This is a genomic window from Halopseudomonas salegens, from assembly GCF_900105655.1.
In the GTDB taxonomy this organism is placed as follows: domain Bacteria; phylum Pseudomonadota; class Gammaproteobacteria; order Pseudomonadales; family Pseudomonadaceae; genus Halopseudomonas; species Halopseudomonas salegens.
The window spans coordinates 993,391-1,011,469 of the sequence record NZ_LT629787.1 but is presented as its reverse complement, the minus strand read 5'-3'; the positions used below and the strand labels follow the sequence as shown (position 1 = coordinate 1,011,469).

Here is an 18,079-nt window from a genome sequence, read left to right as displayed (position 1 = left end):
GTTTTCACCGCCCGGCACGCGACCCATCAGGGCCTGATCAACTGTTGAAACGCTCGGCCAGACGTTGCAGATCGGTTGCGGTCTGCTCCAGGTACTGGCCACGCTCACTCGCCTGCCCCGCCAGTTTCAGGCTGGTGTCGGCCGAGCCGGCAATATGCCGAATCTGCTCGGAAATGGTATCCGCCACACGGGCTTGCTGTTCAGAAGCCGCTGCCATTTGCTGGGTCATGCGATTGATCTGCTCCATGGTTGTGCGAATCCCCTGCAATGCCTGCTGGGTCTGCTCAACCTGCGCCAGGCCTTTTTCCACTTCGCTGTTGCCCTGGTGGACCATATTGACCGCAACTTGCGAGCTGTCCTGCAGCCGCGCAATAACTTCCTTGATTGACTCGGTGGAATCACGGGTTTTCTGCGCGAGTGAACGCACCTCATCAGCGACTACCGCAAAACCACGTCCCTGCTCACCTGCGCGCGCCGCCTCGATAGCAGCATTCAGCGCCAGAAGATTGGTCTGCTCGGAAATCGCCTGGATCAACTCAGCCGCCTTGCCGATCTGTCCGCTTTCAGCGGCCAGACTTTCCACCGTCCGCGTTACTTGCTCGACGGTTTGTGAGAGTGCCTGAATCACCTCAAGCGTGTTGTCAGCTACGGCTGAACCCTGGTTGACCAGATTTTGCGCATTGGCTGCTTCATCAGCCGTTAACTGAACATTGCCCGACACCTCGGTTATCGAGGCCGCCATCTGTGTCATCGCCGTCGAAGCCATATCGGTTTCATTGCGCTGAGCATCCAGTGCCTGCCGGGTTTTGCTCGCCAGATCCTGTGATTCAGCAGCCGCTTCGCTGGTCTGCTCCGTATAATCGGTCAAGCGCGTCAGGGCAGTCCGTATACGGGCCGCCTCGCTGATCAGAACCATCTGCAGCCGCCCCATCAGCCCGCCCTGGCCGGTAAATATCAACGCAGCCAGGGGATCATCAAAGGCATTATTGATCTGCCCGAGGCTGAGACTGACGCCCCGGCTAAAATGCCCGAACAACACGCCTGCTGCCAGCACACCACCGCCAAGTGCCAACAACCCCAGCCACCAGACACCGCTGAGAGCCCCCACCAGAACGCCGGTGATCAGTGCCAGCAGCAAGGCCGACCAGCAATGCCCCAGCAAGCTCGACAAGCGCTGCAGGCCTCCCAGCGGCGACTTGCCGGCATTGATCGCCTGATAGACCCGCTCTGCCCGCTCGACCCGCTCACGATCAGGCTGCGTCCTTACGGACTCAAAGCCGATAATCTGACCACCTTCCATCACCGGCGTAACGTAGGCCTCAACCCAATAGTGATCACCGTTCTTGCATCGATTCTTGACGATACCCATCCAGCATTTGCCAGCCTTCAGGCAGGCCCACATCTGTTCATAGACGGCTGGGGGCATATCCGGGTGCCGCACCAGATTGTGCGGGCTGCCGATCAACTCTTGCCGGCTGAAGCCACTGACGGCTTCGAATTCATCGTTGCAATACTGAATCTCCCCACGAGGGTCGGTTGCTGAAATCAGCCGCTGATCGGCCGCAAAGGTTTTTTCCTGCCCACTCACTGGAAGATTCTTACGCATGTAAACCTCTGGACCGAGACTGGATCAGGCAGCCGGCAAAATGCTGCATCGATTAACCTATAGTCCAAACACCCGCAAGTGCCAAATCGACATCATTGATGGATCAAGGGACTTGTCGAATACCCCTCTTCCACTGCAGAACCACAGGAAAACCCCATCAGTCAGGCAAGAGAGCGGTTGACAGCTCATCACCTCAAATCTAACCTGTTTGCGAGGGAACGTTGAATTCGCACAATGCCAAGGGCTGACTGGTGGCCCTGAATTTTCCGCCTCTGGTGAGCTGGCGCCTTTGTCGAATGGCCGTCTGGCTTGTTGTCAAAAAATGCAATTCGGGAGTGGAAGCGCCAAGCGCGACTCCCTGGAGTTCAAGGATGAATATCGCACTACGGATCTGCCCGTTGATTTTCCTTGCGTGGAGTGCTGTAGCTCACGCGGTTCCCTCTCAGTACGACCTTTACCTTGATTTTGACAACGATGCCGCAACAGGCTGCCAGGTGATAACGCCTGATGGTCCGGTGGACGGGATCGAGTCTGTTCTGACCACCTACGTGGAAACCTCCGGACTGACCTCGGCGACGGTAGTTGGCGTGGAGCGGCGCGATTGTATTGATGCCGTCACGGGGACTTTTGGTGCTCCCGAACAGGTCAGTGCCGGCGGCTGGGACGTTGGCGTAGGTAACGGACTCGACGGTTTCAACGTCGTCGAAACCTTCATGCCCATTCGGCCGCTGGCGGACGGCGGTCGGATCAGAATGGTGCTGGTCGCCAGTGACGATGCCGGCAATACCTCGGTCATGGGTCTCGCATCAGAGCCGATCATTCTGGCCGCAGCCGAACCGATTTCTATCCCGACACTGACGTTTTACACCCTGTCACTGTTGGCAATATTGATGCTTGGCATCGGGGTTGTCGTCGTCAAGCGGCAGCGTCGCCTGACGTTGTTTGCAGTGATCATGTTGAGTTCGGGCAGCCTGGTGGCTGCCACCTGCGTACTTGATGGCGAGATTTCCGACTGGAACATGAGTGCCCTGCTCGCCGCCACCGCGGCCACTGATCCGGACAATGGCGTGGATCTGCGCGCCTTGTTCGGCAAGCGCGCTGACAACAACAGCCGACTGTGCATCCGAATCGATAGCGCCCTCTTGTTTGCCACCCCACCCGTCTTGCAGGACGACCAGTACGACATCGTGGGTACCGACCCGCTTGCCGTTCCTGCAAATGGCGTGTTGGCCAACGATGATGCCGGCTTGCCAGAGGGCGACCTGATCGGCTTTGGCGGTGGTGATCTGGCTGGCGCAGCTGACGCCAATCTGCCCGGTGCCACAGTCGCTGTTGGCACCGATGGCAGCCTCACGGTTGAGGCCGATGGCAGCCTGCAATTCCAGGCCGAGAGTGGATTTTCCGGCCAGTTTACCTTTCAGTACCGCGTCGAGAATGTTGCCGGTACCAGCGATGCCACAGTCACCATCGAGGTACAAAGTCAGCCCCAGGCCAGTGATGCCAGTTACGAGGTTCTGAGCGGTGAGAGCCTCAATATCGCTGCGCCCGGTGTTCTGGATACCGCTTCCGGTGTACCGATGCCGCAGGTGGATAGTTTTGGTGGTGGCGACCTGGGTGGTTCCGTGGCTGACAATGCCGCCGGCGATAATGTTGTCGTCGGTGCGGATGGCAGCCTCACGATTGAAGCCGATGGCTCACTGACCTTCCAGTCACCCACCGATATAACGGGCGATCTGAGCTTCCAGTACCAGATCAGCAATGCTGTCGATAACGACACTGCAACGGTAACCCTGACGATCAACCTGGCGCCGAGCATTACATCGGCAGCCTCACTGGACTGCGACGTCGGCACGGCCTGCCCATTCACTTTTGCCGCCGACGGCTTCCCTCAGCCTGATTTCTCGCTGACCGGCGCCCTGCCAGGCGGCATGAGCTTTGATGCGGTTACCGGCAGCCTGCAAGGCACACCGGCTGCCGGTAGCGGCCAGGAGTATCCGCTGGAGGTGACGGCGACCAATGGCATCGGGGTCGATGACACCCAGAGCTTTACACTCACAGTGAGTGAGGCTCCCGTGATTACCTCGGCGGACAACCTCGCCTGTGAACTCAATGAACCCTGTAATTTCACCTTTGCCGCAGATGGTTTCCCCGATCCCGAGTTTGCCTTGCCCAGCCTGCCTGCCGGATTGACGATCGACAACACGACCGGCGTACTCAGCGGTGCGGCCACCGTCAGCGGCGAATTCAATCTGACCCTCACGGCCAGCAATGCCTTGGGCGATGACACTCAGGCCTTTACTCTGAGCATCGGCGAAGCACCGACCATCACCTCGGCCAACAACCTGACCTGTGTGGTTGGCGCATCCTGTGACTTCACCTTCACTACCGACGGCTTTCCCGACCCGAGCTTCAGCCTGCCCGGCCTGCCCGCCGGGCTGACTCTGGACGGCACCACCGGCGTACTCAGTGGCACCCCGGATGCAGGCACTGGCGCGGAATACAACCTGACGCTGACAGCGACCAACGGCATAGTGCCGGATGACAGCCAGGCATTCACGCTGACGATCAACGAAGCACCAGAGGCCAATGATGATCCTGCCGGCGGAATCCCGACGAGTTCATCCCCAGGCAGCATGCCGTATCACGGCAGTTTTGACACAGTGCTTAACGTCAGTGCTGCCAATGGCGTTCTGGGCAACGATGTCGATGGTTTCCCGCAGCCTGATATCAGCACTCTCAGCCCGATAACCACCGTGGGCGGAGGCAGTGTGACGCTGAACAGCGATGGCAGTTTCAGCTACACGCCGAACAGCGGTTTTACCGGTATCGACACCTTCCAGTACTGTATTGAAAATGCCGGTGGCGATGATTGCGCAACAGTCGCCGTCGCGGTCGGCGAACGCCCGGAAGCAGCCGATGCCACCTATCCCCATACCCTGCTGGGTAACGTCGACATCGATACCACCCGGGCTTCCAACTTCTCGACACCTCCTCCCGTTTCCGGCGATGCGGTGGTCATTGGCCTGGATAGCACCACCAATGGTGATGCGACGGTCAACGCCAATGGTACCTTCACCTTCAGCCCGGCCGCTGGCGTAACCAATGCGAACGCCACCCTGGTGTACTCGCTCACCAACGGTTTCGGCAGTGCGACGGGCACAATTGAACTGCCGATCGGTGCCGAGCGTATCTGGTTTGTTGATAACAGCACCGGAGCCGGTGACGGTCGTCTGAGCACTCCATTCAATAACCTGGTCGACGCCGAGGCTGCAGCGACCAATACCGGCGAACGCATTTTCGTGTTCACGGGTAGCGGCACCTACGTCGACGGCATCACCCTGCTCGATGAGCAGCGGCTGCTTGGCCAATCAGGTGTTCCGTCACTGGAGGCGATGGCCAATGTGACGCTACCGATTGATAGTGCCCTGCCGGCTACCGGAGGTACTGCACCAGTGATCGCCAATGGCAGCGGCAGCGGCGTCACCCTGGCCACCAATAACCGCATCCAGGGCTTTACTGTCGGCAATACCGCAGGCAGCGGCATCACTGGCAGCAGTTTCGGTACCTTGACGGTGGCGGATGTCAGCATCAACGGCAGCGGCCAGGCGCTGGACCTCAACACCGGCAATATTGCCGGTACAGGGTTCGATATCGTCAGCTCCAGTTCGGGCACACGCAACGTCAGCCTGGTCGCGGTTGACGGCACCCTGAATCTGGGCGGTGGTAGCCTGAGTGGTGCATCAGGTCAGGCGTTTTTTGTCGATGGCGGCATCGGGGTTATCAGCTACGCCGGTTCGATCAACAATACTGCCAGTCGAGTGGCTGAAATCCAGAACAAGACCGACGGCGCAGTCACGCTGTCTGGCACATTGACCAGCAACGCGGGTGGTACCGGCGTGCTGGTGGCCAATAATAGCGGCGGCAGCGCAATCACGTTCAGCGGTGCCAGTAAAACGCTCAATACCGGGGCCAATGCCGCAATTTCGTTGAATAGCAATACCGGCGCGACCGTCAACTTCATCAACGGCGGGCTGGATATCGACACCACCTCCGGTACCGGCTTCAGCGCCACCGGCGGCGGCACGGTAACGGTCAGCGGCTTGAACAACACGGTGGACGGCACCAACGGCACCAGCGTCAATATCGCCAACACCCTTATTGGCGCGACAGGCATGACCTTCCAGCGTGTTTCAAGCAACGGCGGCACCACTCCGGGGATTGTTCTCAACAATACTGGCGGCATTGGCGGTCTCACAGTAGCCGGCAATGGCGGCAGCTGCACCTCGGCGGGGACATGCAGTGGCGGCAGCATCCGCAACAAGGCCGCCGACACCGACGGCATCTCGCTGACCAATACATCCAACGCACGGTTCAACTTCATGCATATCGCCAGTAACACCCGTAACGGTATTTTTGGCAGCGATGTGAATGGCTTTGAGCTGGTCGACAGCCTGGTCGATTCCAATGCAGATCAGGCCTTCCCGGATGAGGCAGGCATCTTGATGAGCAACCTGACTGGCACCCTGTCCGGCGGCAGCAATCCGGTCAGGATCGTGCGTTCCACCATCCGTAATTCTTACGAACACAATATCAAGATCGAAAATAACACCGGCACACTGGCCGATCTCGTGATTGATGACAGTGTTGTTCGTGACACGCCCTCGGCAACGGGTGCCAACGGTTTGCTGATGCAGGCAATCGGCACGGCCTCGATGGGCACCACGGTGACCAATTCCAGCTTCATCGCCAACAAGTCCAATGGTATCCAGGCGGATGCTGGCGACGTCGCGGGGTCGTTTGTCCGCGTGGATGTCGACAACAGTACCTTTACCGGTGCCGGCAACAGTGATCCGTCTGATGCGGCCGCACAGAATGTGGGCGTAAACGTATCGACATCCAGCGCAGGGGCGGCCTCGTTTACCGTCAACAACAGCTCCTTTACCGGCCACCGGGCGATCGGCATCAACTTCTTTGCCAACGCAAATACCAACGCTGCGACGAGGGTAACGGGCACCATCACCGGCAATACCATTGGCACCCCAGGCGTCACCAACTCGGGCAGTGCGATCGGTAGCGGTATCGACATTTCGAACGAAGGCGCGAACAGAATCGATGTGCTGATCGACAACAATACCGTTCAAGGCGTTGGTGATGGCAACTTCAACGGATTCGAGGGCATCTTCATCAACGATGTCGTGAACGCGGGCACAATCAACGCGACCGTAACCAACAACATCATTCGCGACATCTACGATGATCGCGGGCTGGTTATTCAGGAACGTGTCGGTGGTACCCACTGCTCGAATATTTCCGGCAACAGCTTCAGCAATATTGGCGGGATTTCCGACATGCGGGTTCGTCAGACAGCAGGAACGCATAACATCGTGCAGTCCGATCCAGGTGGCGCCGCGCCTAACCTGAGCACGGTCAACGGCAATGCCAATATTACTGTCTCTGGCGCCCTCAGCTTTGGCGTTGGCTCATCATGCCCAACGCCCTGAAACGGCCAAGCATTCAAGCAACGAGAGCCAACAGGTAAGAGAGGCAGGGTAATCAGTAGCGTGCAGGCTTGTCCGTATGTTGCCTGCACGACTCTTGAACAAGAATGATATTTCCGTGAAGAGAAAAGGAGTTTTCATGTCAGAACCATTTCTAGCCGAAGTGAGAATGGTGGGGTTCAACTTTGCCCCCCGAGGATGGGCCTTTTGTGATGGCCAGATCCTGCCCATCAACCAGAATCAATCACTGTACTCACTGCTCGGGACGACCTATGGCGGTGACGGTGTCACAACCTTTGCACTCCCCGACCTCCGTGGCCGGACTCCGACGCATGTCGGGCGCAGCGATGGCGGCGCAGAACACCGGCTCGGCGAAAAATCCGGGGAAGAAACACACTCCCTCAGCGTCAATGAAATGCCTGCCCATGGGCATGCATGGCGAGCCTCCAGCAATGACGGCAACTCCAGCGCGGGCGCAGGACATACACTGGCCCGCGAGGCAGGCGCGATTTATCGCCACGCCCCTTCGACGAAGGTCAGCACTAAAGCCGGAACGCTTACCAATACCGGGGGCAGCCAGGCCCACGAAAACATGCAGCCTTACCTTGCGGTCAATTTTTGCATCGCTTTGCAGGGCCTGTTCCCGTCGCGTAACTAAGAGAGGCAATCATGTCGGAACCATTTGTTGGAGAAATACGGATGTTCGCCGGGAATTTTGCCCCGCGCGGCTGGGCCTTCTGTGACGGCCAATTATTGGCCGTATCGCAAAATGATGCCCTGTTCAGCCTGTTGGGTACGATTTACGGCGGTGACGGTCGCACTACCTTTGGTCTACCAGACCTGCGCAGTCGCATCCCGGTGCATGCAGGCCACGGTCCAGGGCTCTCGGAGCGCCGGCTTGGAAGCAAGGGCGGTGCCGAGCACGTCACGCTGACCGTCAATCAGATGCCATCGCATACGCACCAGCCGCAGGGCACCTCGGAGAATGCAACGGATCCCGGCCCGGAAGGTAATTATCTGGCCTCATCGACGACCGTGGATCTGTACGCTGCAGAAACGCCGACAAACGAACTGGCTCAGTCTTCGATCAGTTCAGCCGGTGGCAGCCGATCACATACAAACCTGATGCCCTTCCTGTGCATCAACTTCATCGTTGCCCTCTTCGGCATTTATCCGTCCAGGCACTAAAGGAGTCGAATCATGTCCGAACCATTTGTTGCCGAAATCCGGATCTTTGCCGGCAATTTTGCGCCCCGAGGCTGGGCGTTTTGTGATGGTCAATTGCTGCCAGTCTCCCAGAACACAGCGTTGTTCTCCCTGATCGGTACCACTTACGGCGGGGATGGCCGTTCAACCACTGCCTTGCCAGACCTGCAGGCGCGCGCGCCAATGCATCCTGGCCGCGGGCCGGGGCTTACAGATCGACGCCTGGGTGAACGAGGCGGCGTAGAGCAAGTGACGCTGTCGGAAGCGCAACTGCCCAACCACCATCATTCGCTACGGGTGACCCAAGAGAACGGCGAACAAGGGTCACTGACTGATAACGTGGTGCTGGCAAGGTCCCGTGGTGGGCAGGCCTACCAAAGCGACACCCAGTCAGCGCTTGTGGATCTCGCGCCAGAAACGCTCCCCATTACCGGTGGCAGTCAAGCGCACAATAACCTGCAGCCCTTCCTGACAATGAATTTCATCATTGCTCTGCAGGGGCTCTACCCATCACGGAGTTGATACACGTGGCACTGGCAGTCAACAACACGCCTGGGGCGCTTGAGCTGATCAATGAATCGGATGCTGATCGGTCTTTTCTCGAGCGCCTTTACGCATCAACGCGAAAGGAAGAACTGGCGCCGGTGCCCTGGCCAGATGCCCAGAAAGCGGAGTTCCTGCGCACCCAGTTTGAAGCGCAGGACCTTCACTACCGCTCGCATTACAGCGATACCCTGCGGCAGCTGATCCGGATTGATGGTGCCCTGGCAGGGCGCCTGTATGTGCAACGTCGTGAACACGAGTTGCGCATCGTGGATATTGCCCTGCTGCCCGAGTATCGAGGGCGCGGCATCGGTGCCTTGCTGCTGGGCCAGGTGCTGGAAGAGGCACGCGCCGCCAGCAAGGCGGTGCGGATTCATGTGGAAAAGAATAATCCTGCGTACCGCCTGTATCAGCGCCTGGGCTTTAACAAGCTCGAAGAAAAAGGCGTGTATGACTTGCTGGAATGGCGCGAGTCGACGCCCCCGACGTAACGGTGCGGGTGAGATTGCGCCCGCCTGTTGCCTGACCACTAACCCCTGAACCATTCCGAGGAACCCATGCTGGAAAAACTCAGCTCAAACACCTTCGAGCCCCTCCGCGGGCAAGCTTTTCAACTCCAGCACGATGCACTGAGCAGTGACGCCCAAGCCACACTGGTAGAGGTTCGCCAGGCATCCCAGGACCATTCCGGACCGTCGGGCCGGCCGCCGTTTTCATTGCTGTTTGCCTGTCCGCAACTTGACCAGGCATTTCAGTCACTGTTCACGCTCAAGCATGACACAACCGGCGAACTCGACGTGTTCCTGGTAGCCGTAGGCCAGGACGAACGCGGCCTGCTGCTGGAGGCGGTTTTTACCTGAGCCGCCGGCCCGTGCCTCTGGCTGATGTTGCCTTCGACACGGGCGCTGACTGAAACCGCTCAGCGAATGCCTGGTGACGGGCCAAACCAGCGATCCAGCTGCTCTTTGGCCTTGGCTTTGGTGTCCCGTGTGATGTATTCCGACACGGCTGAATAGGCCGCAACCAGCATTGCCAGGTCATCAGTATAACCCACCATCGGCAACATATCAGGAACGGCATCCACCGGCAGAATGAAATAACCCAGCGCAGCATATATTGTGGCTCTGGCCCAGGCCGGGGTGAGCGGGCTTTTCGCCGTGTAGAAGAGCCATAGCGCGCGTTCAACCACATCACGGCCGGCCAGACGGGCAGCGGCGCTCAGTTTTTGCCAAAACCCACCTTCAGAGTAGGCGTGTGCACTGTTTTCGACCTGCATCATTACATCCTCGATATCGAAACCATGACCATAGGGTCAGACCCGGGCAGCGTCTATCACACTAAAGGGTGATATGAACCCGGAATAATTACCTGACTACAGTTAGCACTGACCGCCCTGATTAGTAAAGTATTGTATGCCTGTTGGCAAACAGCTATCTTGAAAAGAAAACAATGAGTAACGATACGCCTATGCTTCCAGCGCCACAGCCCTGCGGGCTCAACACTCACTCTGGCAGAGTCAGCAATGAGCACCCCTGAAGCCAAGAGTGATGACGGCTTTATTGCCCTGTTCCAGCGCTTGCCTATCGCCTGCCTGCTGGTGCGGGTCAGTGACAGCCGCATTCTTGCGGTCAATCCTTCCTTTGAAAACCTCTTCGGCTGGTCTACAGCTCAACTGGTCAACCACCACTCCCGCGAATTGCCTCTCTGGCGTGATGCAGAGCAGCGTCAGTTCTTTCTGGACGAACTGGCGCAGTCGGGGAGCGTTCAACAACACGAAACCGAGTTCCGCTGCCGCGACAACAGCCTGAAACCCTGCCTGGTCTACATCGAACATCTGGAGATCAACGGGGAACTTTGCCGGCTGTCCATGGCGCACGACATGAGCGAGCGCATTGCCTCAGAACAGGCGCTGGTCAGTAGCGAATCCAAATTTGCCGCCCTGTTCAAGGATGCGCCGGAACCCTACGTATTGTTTGAAAAACGCAGCGGCACCATCGCCGAAATCAACAGCACCTTCACGGAGGTTTTCGGCTACCAGTCCGACAATGTCATCGGCAAAACCGCGCTGGAAATCGGCCTGTGGAAATACCCGGAAAAACGCCCCGCCACCATCGAAAAGCTGATCCGCGATGGCCGCCTGCGCAACGAGCCCGCCGAACTACTGACCGCCGATGGCCGCGTATTGCACTGTGAAATCTCCAGTAATTTCGTGCGCTTTGGCAACGAACGCCGCACGCTGACCAGCTTCAAGGATGTCACCGAACAGAAGCGCATCGAAGCACGCGTCAAACATCAGGCCTACCACGATGCGCTGACCGATCTGCCCAACCGCCTGCTGCTCAATGACCGCATCGATCAGCATCTGGCTTTCAGTGAACGCTATGGGCTGAGCTGCGCACTCCTGTTTTTTGATCTTGACCACTTCAAACACATCAACGATTCCCTCGGCCACTCGCATGGTGATGCCGTACTACAGGAAGTCAGCCAGCGCCTGCTCAACACCGTGCGCAAGGCCGATACCGTGGCACGCCTGGGTGGTGATGAATTCGTCGTATTGCTCACCGGCCTGACAGGAACCGGCGACAACATCGCCGAACAGGCGCGTACCAGCGCGGAAAAGCTGCTGATGGCCGTTGCCGCACCAATGCAGATCGAAGGCCACAGCCTGCAACTCGGCTGCAGTATCGGTATTGCCCTGGCACCGACACACTGCAACAGCGCAGAAGATCTGCTCAAGTACGCCGACACCGCGCTCTATGGCGTCAAAGCCAGCGGCCGCAATGCCATCGCCCTGTTTGAACCGCATATGCAGGTGGTTGCCAGCCAACGCCTGCAACTCGAGACCGAGCTGCGCCTGGCACTGCAGCAGCAGCAATTCATCCTGCATTACCAGGCCCAGATTGATGCCCGCGATCAGCGCATCATCGGCGCCGAAGCCCTGCTGCGCTGGCGGCACCCCGAAAAGGGGATTATCACGCCCGGCCAGTTCATGCCGGTACTGGAAGACAGTGGCATGATTCTCGATGTCGGCCACTGGGTCATGCGTGAGGCCTGCCGTCTGGTTGCCACCCTGCTGGATCACAAAGCCATAGACCCGGACCATTTCAGCGTCAGCATCAACATCAGCCCACGGCAATTTCGCCAGCATGACTTCGTGCAGCAGGTCGCCGCCGCCGTCACTGATCAGGGCATACCCGCGCAGTGTCTGAAGCTGGAAATCACCGAAAGCATGATGCTGCAGAATATCACCGACACCGTAGCCAAAATGCAGCAGCTGCGCGACATGGGCATCCACTTTGCGATTGATGATTTCGGTACCGGCTACTCATCCCTGAGTTACCTGAAACGCCTGCCCGTCGACCTGCTGAAGATCGACCAGTCCTTTATCCGTGACTGCACCCATGACAGCAATGACGCCGAAATCGTCCGTGCCATTATCGCCATGGCCCGCAGCCTGAAACTGGAACTGATCGCCGAAGGGGTAGAAACCAGGGAGCAACTGGCCTTCCTGCAACAACAGGACTGCCATGCCTACCAGGGCTACCTGTTCAGCCCCGCCGTCCCCGAACAGGCCTTTTTGCAGCAACTGGGGCAGACAGTAAAGCCGGCCGCAAAAGCCTGAAGCGCATAACACACTGACCAAAAACGCGATGCGCAGCTAACCCGACAGCAGCGCCGGCAACACCTCACCCGCCGGGCCCACCAGGCAATACTCGCGTTCCGCCGCCACCGGCACCGGATCGGTATTCACATGCACCACAGTCGCGCCCGATTCCCAGGCCAGCTGCGGAATCTGCGCCGCCGGATACACCAGCCCCGAGGTACCGACCACCAACACCAGATCACAGCCGTCTGCAGCCGCCAACGCCGCCGACCAGGCATCCTGCGGCAGCATCTCACCAAACCACACCACACCGGGGCGCAACAACCCACCACACTGCTCACAGGCCGGCGGTGCAATAGCTGCCCCATCCAGCGGCACCTGAGCTACCGGCACATCTGCTGGCGCAGCACAGTCAAAACAACACGTCTCCAGCAGGCTACCGTGCAAATGCACCACCTCCCGGCTGCCAGCGCGCTCATGCAAATCATCCACATTCTGCGTCACCACCGTGACCTGCAGCCCCCGCTCAGCCAGCGCAGCAATCGCCCGATGCGCCGCATTCGGCTGACAGGCCAGCAACTGCTGCCGCCGCCACTGATACCAGCCCCACACCCGCGCAGGATCATCCAGAAACCCCTCCGGCGTCGCCAACTGCTGCGGATCATTCTGCGCCCAGAGCCCGGTCAGCGCATCGCGAAAGGTCGCGATGCCGCTTTCGGCGGAGACACCGGCGCCGGTGAAGATGAGGATGTGTTGGGAAGATTGGACTATTGGTTTCAGGTCGATAAATGACTGATAAGAGTGCATAACAATTAATCCATCAACTCAAAATTCACACTCATCGGCTTACTGCCCTCATGCTTCTGATAACGAACCCGTCCGTGGTAAACAAACGGTGCAGCTTTACCGTTTTTCAGTTTGTTATCCCGAACAAAGAGGTGAAGGCCGATGCCGAGGCTCTCATGCTGGATAATCTCTTTCCCGCGCTTACCCTCTGGCGAAGTCTGATTTTGTGTTTGCCAGTGAAAATGTCGCTCATCAATCCAGTGATCGTGATAACGCAAGTCAATGGCTTTGCCTTGTTTATTCAGCGTGACCAATATGACATGTGCCTGAGCCTCTGGAATTACGACATGACCGCTGTTCCAGCTACCAGGATTAAATGCAGTCTTGAACAAAGCCGGGATTTCTTCACGCATAAAGGCCTGACCAACCACCATTTGCAGTGGATCTAACACAGCTTTAAGCCGCGCAAAGGTTCTAAATTGCTCGCGCAACGCATCAGTTACCAGAATATCGTTATAGTCAGGATTATTGGCCTTTAACCGATACTGACCATCGTCATCTTTAAGTACTTTACGCAATAGGTACTGGTTATCACCTGCCTCATCTTGCCGTTCAATGGCTAAGGTGACACCAGTAATTTTTCCAGCACTTTCACTGCTGATGACTTCCAGGAGTAAATAATCACCATCCTCGATCGGCTCTTTACCACCATTCATTGAATTGCCCGAGGCGCGAGCAATAAAATGCCGGCTAGTATCTAGCCGCTCAAACTCGGGTCCGAGATATCGATACTCTTCGGCATCAGCCCGGCCAGTTTTGAAGTGACCACAGGCAATTTTCAAATTAGGAAAATATGCCAGCTCTATATGGCTGGGAGATGATGCGATGGGGGTTACTGTAACCTCAGTATCTCTAGCCCTGGCCTGATAGGTTGCCAGCCGATAATCGAGTAGTTCCTGAACCAACTCGTTAAAGGCCATTTGCTCGTTTTCTGAAACGATTAAATTACCAATGAAAAACCCGTCCTCAACGTTGAAAAAAGATCCTTTGCACCAAGCATCAATGGGGTTCTTTTTCCAATAGCTCAACCAGTCTTTAGGGGGCTGGCGTTGTCCTCGGTAATCATCCGGCAGGTCCGACAACAGCATTCGTCTACGCTGAAGTACCTGCCAAGAATGTTCGGCCAATTCTACTAAGCTAGGAGCTTGCTGCCATCCATCCAACTCTTGAAAAGCTTCCAATAAAACCATTTTATAGCTCTTGGTCATATTGGTTGTCATGAGTTCTTGCCAAAAGCTGGCGTGCTTTTGAATTAAATGCTGTTCTATGGGACTCCGGTCAGCTTCTTGCTCTGCAACCAGAGCAAACCAATGACCGTACTGGCGACGGAGGTCCTGGATACTCGTACCTGAATGATAAAACTCAGTGAGACTTGGCCGTCTACCAAGCGTATCGCGCAAGTTTCGATAGTCTGCCTGCAAGCTACCGCTATCCAGAGATTTTAGAAACTCGATAAACTGCAAATCGTAGTTAATAAAACAGCCATCGGGCATATCCAATAGGCCTTGCTCGGCTTTGCGGCCAAAATTCGCCAGCTCACGGTGATTCATACTCTGGTTCATCAATGCCATGGGCTTATGCAAAAAACTCTGGTGATTGGCTACAAAATCCAGCACAACCAATTGAGACTTATCGTCTGCTTTACGCAAGCCACGACCTAGTTGCTGCAAAAAAAGGATTTTTGATTCTGTAGGACGAAGCATCATCACTGTATCAATCGTAGGTAGATCAACCCCTTCATTAAATAGATCAACTGAAAACAAAACATCCAATGTCCCGTCTGAAAGCTGCTCCAAGGCTTCACCCCGTGACAAAGCCGAGCTTGCATAAACAGCAGCAGCCTTAACGCTATGTTTTGCAAAATAATCAGCCATGAAGTCAGCGTGTTTGGTCGAGATGCAAAAAGCCAATGTCTTTTTCTGAGCGTGCAGACGCCAGGTTGCCAATGCATGCTTTGCCCGACCAAGAGTTGCCAGCTTGTTGCTCAAAAGTTCAGGGTCAAAGCGACCGTTACGCCAAGGAATACTCTGATAGTCCACATCATTATCAAAGATGCCGTAATAGTGAAACGGGACCAACAGCTTGCCTGATACGCCTGCAAAAAGGTCACTCTCAAAGACTAGATTATCGTCACATAACGCAAGAATATTGGCGTTATCCGTTCGGTCTGGAGTAGCTGTCAGGCCCAACAAAAATGAGGGCACAAAATAATTCAACAGCCGATGATAGGTGGGCGCTGCCGCGTGGTGAAATTCATCTATCACAATGTAGTCAAAATGCTGTGGCTTGAAGCGATCCAAATGCTCAGCCTTGCCCAAGGTCTGCACTGAGGCGCAAAGGATATCTACTTGAATATCCCGTTGATGGCCCTGATAAAAACCGATACGAGCCTGGGGCTGAATGCGGGTAAATGTTGCCGCGGCTTGATTGAGAATTTCTTCACGGTGTGCAACAAATAATACCCGCCTTGCGCCCATCTGCTTAGCATCGAAGGCAGCAAGCCAAGTTTTACCCAGGCCAGTAGCGAGGACAACCAAGCCGCGCTGGTAGCCTTCTTCTCTTGTTAACCCTAAAGCCTTAAGTGCAGACTGCTGAACGCTGGTTGGTGCAGGTGGTGGATCGCTTTCAGTGCTACCAGGCTCAAAAGATTGAGTTGGTTTTATCCTCCGTGCTTCGTAGCTATCAACCCACGCATCTGATAATGCGCATACGCGGCTGTCCACGAACAAGCGATCAAATTGCTGGCGAGCTTCAAAAAAGCCAGTATCACCGGGGTAATTAACTTGGTAATTCCACTCCAGCCCATGCTTTAAGGCTTGGCGGCTTATATTGCTTGAGCCAATAAATGCCCTGCCCCATTCACCTATTTCGTTGTTTACACCGGCAAAAACATAGGCTTTAAGATGGAAGCTACTGCCTTCAGTCTGATAAATCCTTACATCGGCACCTTGCTCCTGCAGCAACATCAACAAGCGCAATGCCTCTGGGTCAGTGACATCAAGGTAATCGCTGGTCAAAAAACGTACTCGTACTGACTTATCCGCATTAGTCTGCAGAGCGTCCAGCAAATCAGGTAAAAGTAAGCGTAAGCCGGTGGTTTTAACAAAAGCTACCGCCATATCAATTTCACGAGCTTGATGGATGGCAGCACAAAGGTGCGGCAAGAATGGATTACTATCACCGCCACTAACTAGCTTCTGACCAGACTTGAATAAAAGAGCATTTAACCACTGCTCATCACGTCCGGGCCGCTGATCCGAAGTAAACCATATATCGGTAGAGGTCAGGCCCGGCAGCCCTTCCGCCCACAACTGGATATCTTCAGGTTCAGCATCAGTAAATCGTCGGCCTTGATCTTCTCTCTCACCATTCCCACGTTTGAAACTGCAATACAATACGCCGCCAGGTTTTAAGGCATGCCATAAACGAGCAAAAACGGCTGGCTGCTCTATAGCCGGGACATGAAGCAAGCTAGCGCAAGCCCATATTCCACGATAAGAGGCCGGCTCTTCAAAGTCATTAAAGGACTTTACTTCAACCTCTTGCTGCAAGAGTTTTCCGGCATGTCTCGCCATTGATTCGCTGGCATCAAAAGCACTGATTTCATAGCCCTGTTGCTTAAAAGCCAACGCATCCCGACCACTCCCGCAGCCTGCATCCAGAATATGCGACCCAATAGGCAAGTGACGCAAAAAGGCTCGGTGCAGCTCTAACATATCGACGTTTAGGGTAGCCGCAATAAACTGGTCGGCATTTTGGTTGTAATAACCCTTGTTACTGCTCAAGCGGAACATCCTGTGTCAGAGTTCAAATAAGATGCAAAAATAGCAACGAAAATGTGCATCGTCAGCCAACTGCCACCACCGGATACACCGCATCACCCCACAAGGTATTCGGACTATCCAACATAATGCTGATGGTGACCGGTACCAGGTCGCCGAGCACTTTCACGCAGTCGCGCATCTGGTCGCGGTTGACGCTGCTGTTCCAGGTGGCGCCGCCATGCATCAGTTGGTTGCGTAAGGTGTAGAGGCGATTGAAGACGATGCCCAGTACGGCGGCGGTGTTGTTGCTGCTGAGTGCCTTGGCGGCGTTGTGCTTGCCAGCTTCAAAGCGTTCTTTCCATTGTGCGGCGGTTATCTGGCCGCGCTGATGGTCCCAGTAGCTCTGGAATACAAAAGGGTTGTCGAGCAGGACGCGAATGGCTTGCGGATAGTGTTGCCAGACGAGCTGATCAAGCTGTTTGCCGCTATCCAGTTCACAGAGTTTGCCGAGGAAGGCCTTGAAGGCGTCCTGTTCGTTCAGGCGGTATTGCGGATCTATGTCGGTGGCGTAAGCGGCGTTGAAGGCGATCCACAGGAAGATAAAGCGGCCGTCGGCGTCGTCTGCCAGTTCGGCCCGCTGCAGCCAGCTGAGGGCGCGGTGGATGCGCATGGCCAGGCTCTCCGGGTGCTGGTCGCGCTCACTGCGTTGTCGCGCTTTCAGTGTTGCATAGTCCATTACGACCTCCCTGGTAACTGCTTCCTTTAATCCTGGGGATGAACGCATCACCGGGGTGATGGCATAACTCCATTATGCATGCTTTGCCGGCGCTTGAAACCCTTGTGTCATGCAACACTATGTCGCGTGTCTGGGCAGTCGATCTGCCCTGCCCTTAAGGAGCCTTTGAAAACGTAGGCGAGGCAGGTGCAACCAGGCAAAAACAGCCGAGAAAGCGCAGTTTACGAATGGTAAATGAGCATTTTGAGGCTGTTTTTAACGCCGTTGCGGCAACGC

General features: G+C 56.1%; 12 protein-coding genes. 7 read left to right on the top strand and 5 right to left on the bottom strand.

The annotated features are described in order from the left end of the window. Positions 1-37: 37 nt before the first annotated feature. Positions 38-1,606 carry a methyl-accepting chemotaxis protein gene (locus BLU07_RS04545; protein ID WP_092384593.1) on the bottom strand — a complete coding sequence of 523 codons (1,569 nt, stop codon included), beginning with the start codon at positions 1,604-1,606 and terminating at the stop codon, positions 38-40. A 371-nt stretch (positions 1,607-1,977) separates the two neighbouring features. On the opposite strand from BLU07_RS04545, the gene BLU07_RS04540 reads away from it, so the two are divergent. The 6 genes from BLU07_RS04540 to BLU07_RS04515 all read left to right on the top strand — a co-directional run bounded on the left by BLU07_RS04540 (position 1,978) and on the right by BLU07_RS04515 (position 9,713). After that, a complete protein-coding gene (locus tag BLU07_RS04540; RefSeq protein WP_172830089.1) occupies positions 1,978-7,107 on the top strand; it encodes a beta strand repeat-containing protein in 5,130 nt (1,709 codons plus the stop codon). A gap of 136 nt (positions 7,108-7,243) precedes the next feature. Then, positions 7,244-7,762, top strand: a complete 519-nt coding sequence (locus BLU07_RS04535; RefSeq protein ID WP_092384589.1) for a phage tail protein — start codon at positions 7,244-7,246, stop codon at positions 7,760-7,762. Positions 7,763-7,773: 11 nt separating this feature from the next. Further along, positions 7,774-8,292, top strand: a complete 519-nt coding sequence (locus BLU07_RS04530; protein WP_092384587.1) for a phage tail protein — start codon at positions 7,774-7,776, stop codon at positions 8,290-8,292. A gap of 12 nt (positions 8,293-8,304) precedes the next feature. Further along, on the top strand, positions 8,305-8,832 hold the full coding sequence (locus BLU07_RS04525; RefSeq protein WP_092384585.1) for a phage tail protein: 528 nt from the start codon (positions 8,305-8,307) through the stop codon (positions 8,830-8,832). 5 nt (positions 8,833-8,837) lie between these two features. Next, complete coding sequence (locus BLU07_RS04520) at positions 8,838-9,344, top strand: GNAT family N-acetyltransferase (RefSeq protein ID WP_197675064.1); 507 nt, start codon at positions 8,838-8,840, stop codon at positions 9,342-9,344. A 66-nt stretch (positions 9,345-9,410) separates the two neighbouring features. Then, positions 9,411-9,713, top strand: coding sequence for a DUF6916 family protein (locus BLU07_RS04515; RefSeq protein ID WP_092384583.1), 303 nt, complete (start codon positions 9,411-9,413; stop codon positions 9,711-9,713). A gap of 59 nt (positions 9,714-9,772) precedes the next feature. Here the strand turns inward: BLU07_RS04515 and BLU07_RS04510 are convergent, their stop codons facing one another. Beyond that, the gene (locus BLU07_RS04510; RefSeq protein WP_197675063.1) at positions 9,773-10,132 is read right to left on the bottom strand and encodes a YkvA family protein; all 360 of its coding nucleotides are present in this window, start codon (positions 10,130-10,132) and stop codon (positions 9,773-9,775) included. A 243-nt stretch (positions 10,133-10,375) separates the two neighbouring features. Here BLU07_RS04510 and BLU07_RS04505 point away from each other — a divergent pair, with 243 nt between their 5' ends. Beyond that, positions 10,376-12,475: a putative bifunctional diguanylate cyclase/phosphodiesterase gene (locus BLU07_RS04505; protein ID WP_092384579.1), complete on the top strand. Its 2,100-nt coding sequence runs from the start codon at positions 10,376-10,378 to the stop codon at positions 12,473-12,475. 36 nt (positions 12,476-12,511) lie between these two features. On the opposite strand, the gene BLU07_RS04500 is transcribed toward BLU07_RS04505, so the two are convergent. The 3 genes from BLU07_RS04500 to BLU07_RS04490 all read right to left on the bottom strand — a co-directional run bounded on the left by BLU07_RS04500 (position 12,512) and on the right by BLU07_RS04490 (position 17,803). Next, positions 12,512-13,264 carry an SIR2 family NAD-dependent protein deacylase gene (locus tag BLU07_RS04500; RefSeq protein ID WP_092384577.1) on the bottom strand — a complete coding sequence of 251 codons (753 nt, stop codon included), beginning with the start codon at positions 13,262-13,264 and terminating at the stop codon, positions 12,512-12,514. A gap of 5 nt (positions 13,265-13,269) precedes the next feature. Beyond that, the gene (locus BLU07_RS04495) at positions 13,270-17,088 is read right to left on the bottom strand and encodes a DUF3427 domain-containing protein (RefSeq protein ID WP_197675062.1); all 3,819 of its coding nucleotides are present in this window, start codon (positions 17,086-17,088) and stop codon (positions 13,270-13,272) included. A 61-nt stretch (positions 17,089-17,149) separates the two neighbouring features. Continuing rightward, complete coding sequence (locus tag BLU07_RS04490; RefSeq protein WP_092384573.1) at positions 17,150-17,803, bottom strand: HEPN domain-containing protein; 654 nt, start codon at positions 17,801-17,803, stop codon at positions 17,150-17,152. Positions 17,804-18,079: the final 276 nt, after the last annotated feature.

Bases quoted from the DNA above. Each gene is read 5' to 3' on its own strand.
- BLU07_RS04540 (WP_172830089.1), top strand. From the start codon at position 1,978: ATGAATATCGCACTACGGATCTGCCCGTTGATTTTCCTTGCGTGGAGT.
- BLU07_RS04515 (WP_092384583.1), top strand. From the start codon at position 9,411: ATGCTGGAAAAACTCAGCTCAAACACCTTCGAGCCCCTCCGCGGGCAA.
- BLU07_RS04490 (WP_092384573.1), bottom strand. From the start codon at position 17,803: ATGGACTATGCAACACTGAAAGCGCGACAACGCAGTGAGCGCGACCAG.
- BLU07_RS04530 (WP_092384587.1), top strand. From the start codon at position 7,774: ATGTCGGAACCATTTGTTGGAGAAATACGGATGTTCGCCGGGAATTTT.
- BLU07_RS04510 (WP_197675063.1), bottom strand. From the start codon at position 10,132: ATGATGCAGGTCGAAAACAGTGCACACGCCTACTCTGAAGGTGGGTTT.
- BLU07_RS04545 (WP_092384593.1), bottom strand. From the start codon at position 1,606: ATGCGTAAGAATCTTCCAGTGAGTGGGCAGGAAAAAACCTTTGCGGCC.
- BLU07_RS04525 (WP_092384585.1), top strand. From the start codon at position 8,305: ATGTCCGAACCATTTGTTGCCGAAATCCGGATCTTTGCCGGCAATTTT.
- BLU07_RS04500 (WP_092384577.1), bottom strand. From the start codon at position 13,264: ATGCACTCTTATCAGTCATTTATCGACCTGAAACCAATAGTCCAATCT.
- BLU07_RS04535 (WP_092384589.1), top strand. From the start codon at position 7,244: ATGTCAGAACCATTTCTAGCCGAAGTGAGAATGGTGGGGTTCAACTTT.
- BLU07_RS04505 (WP_092384579.1), top strand. From the start codon at position 10,376: ATGAGCACCCCTGAAGCCAAGAGTGATGACGGCTTTATTGCCCTGTTC.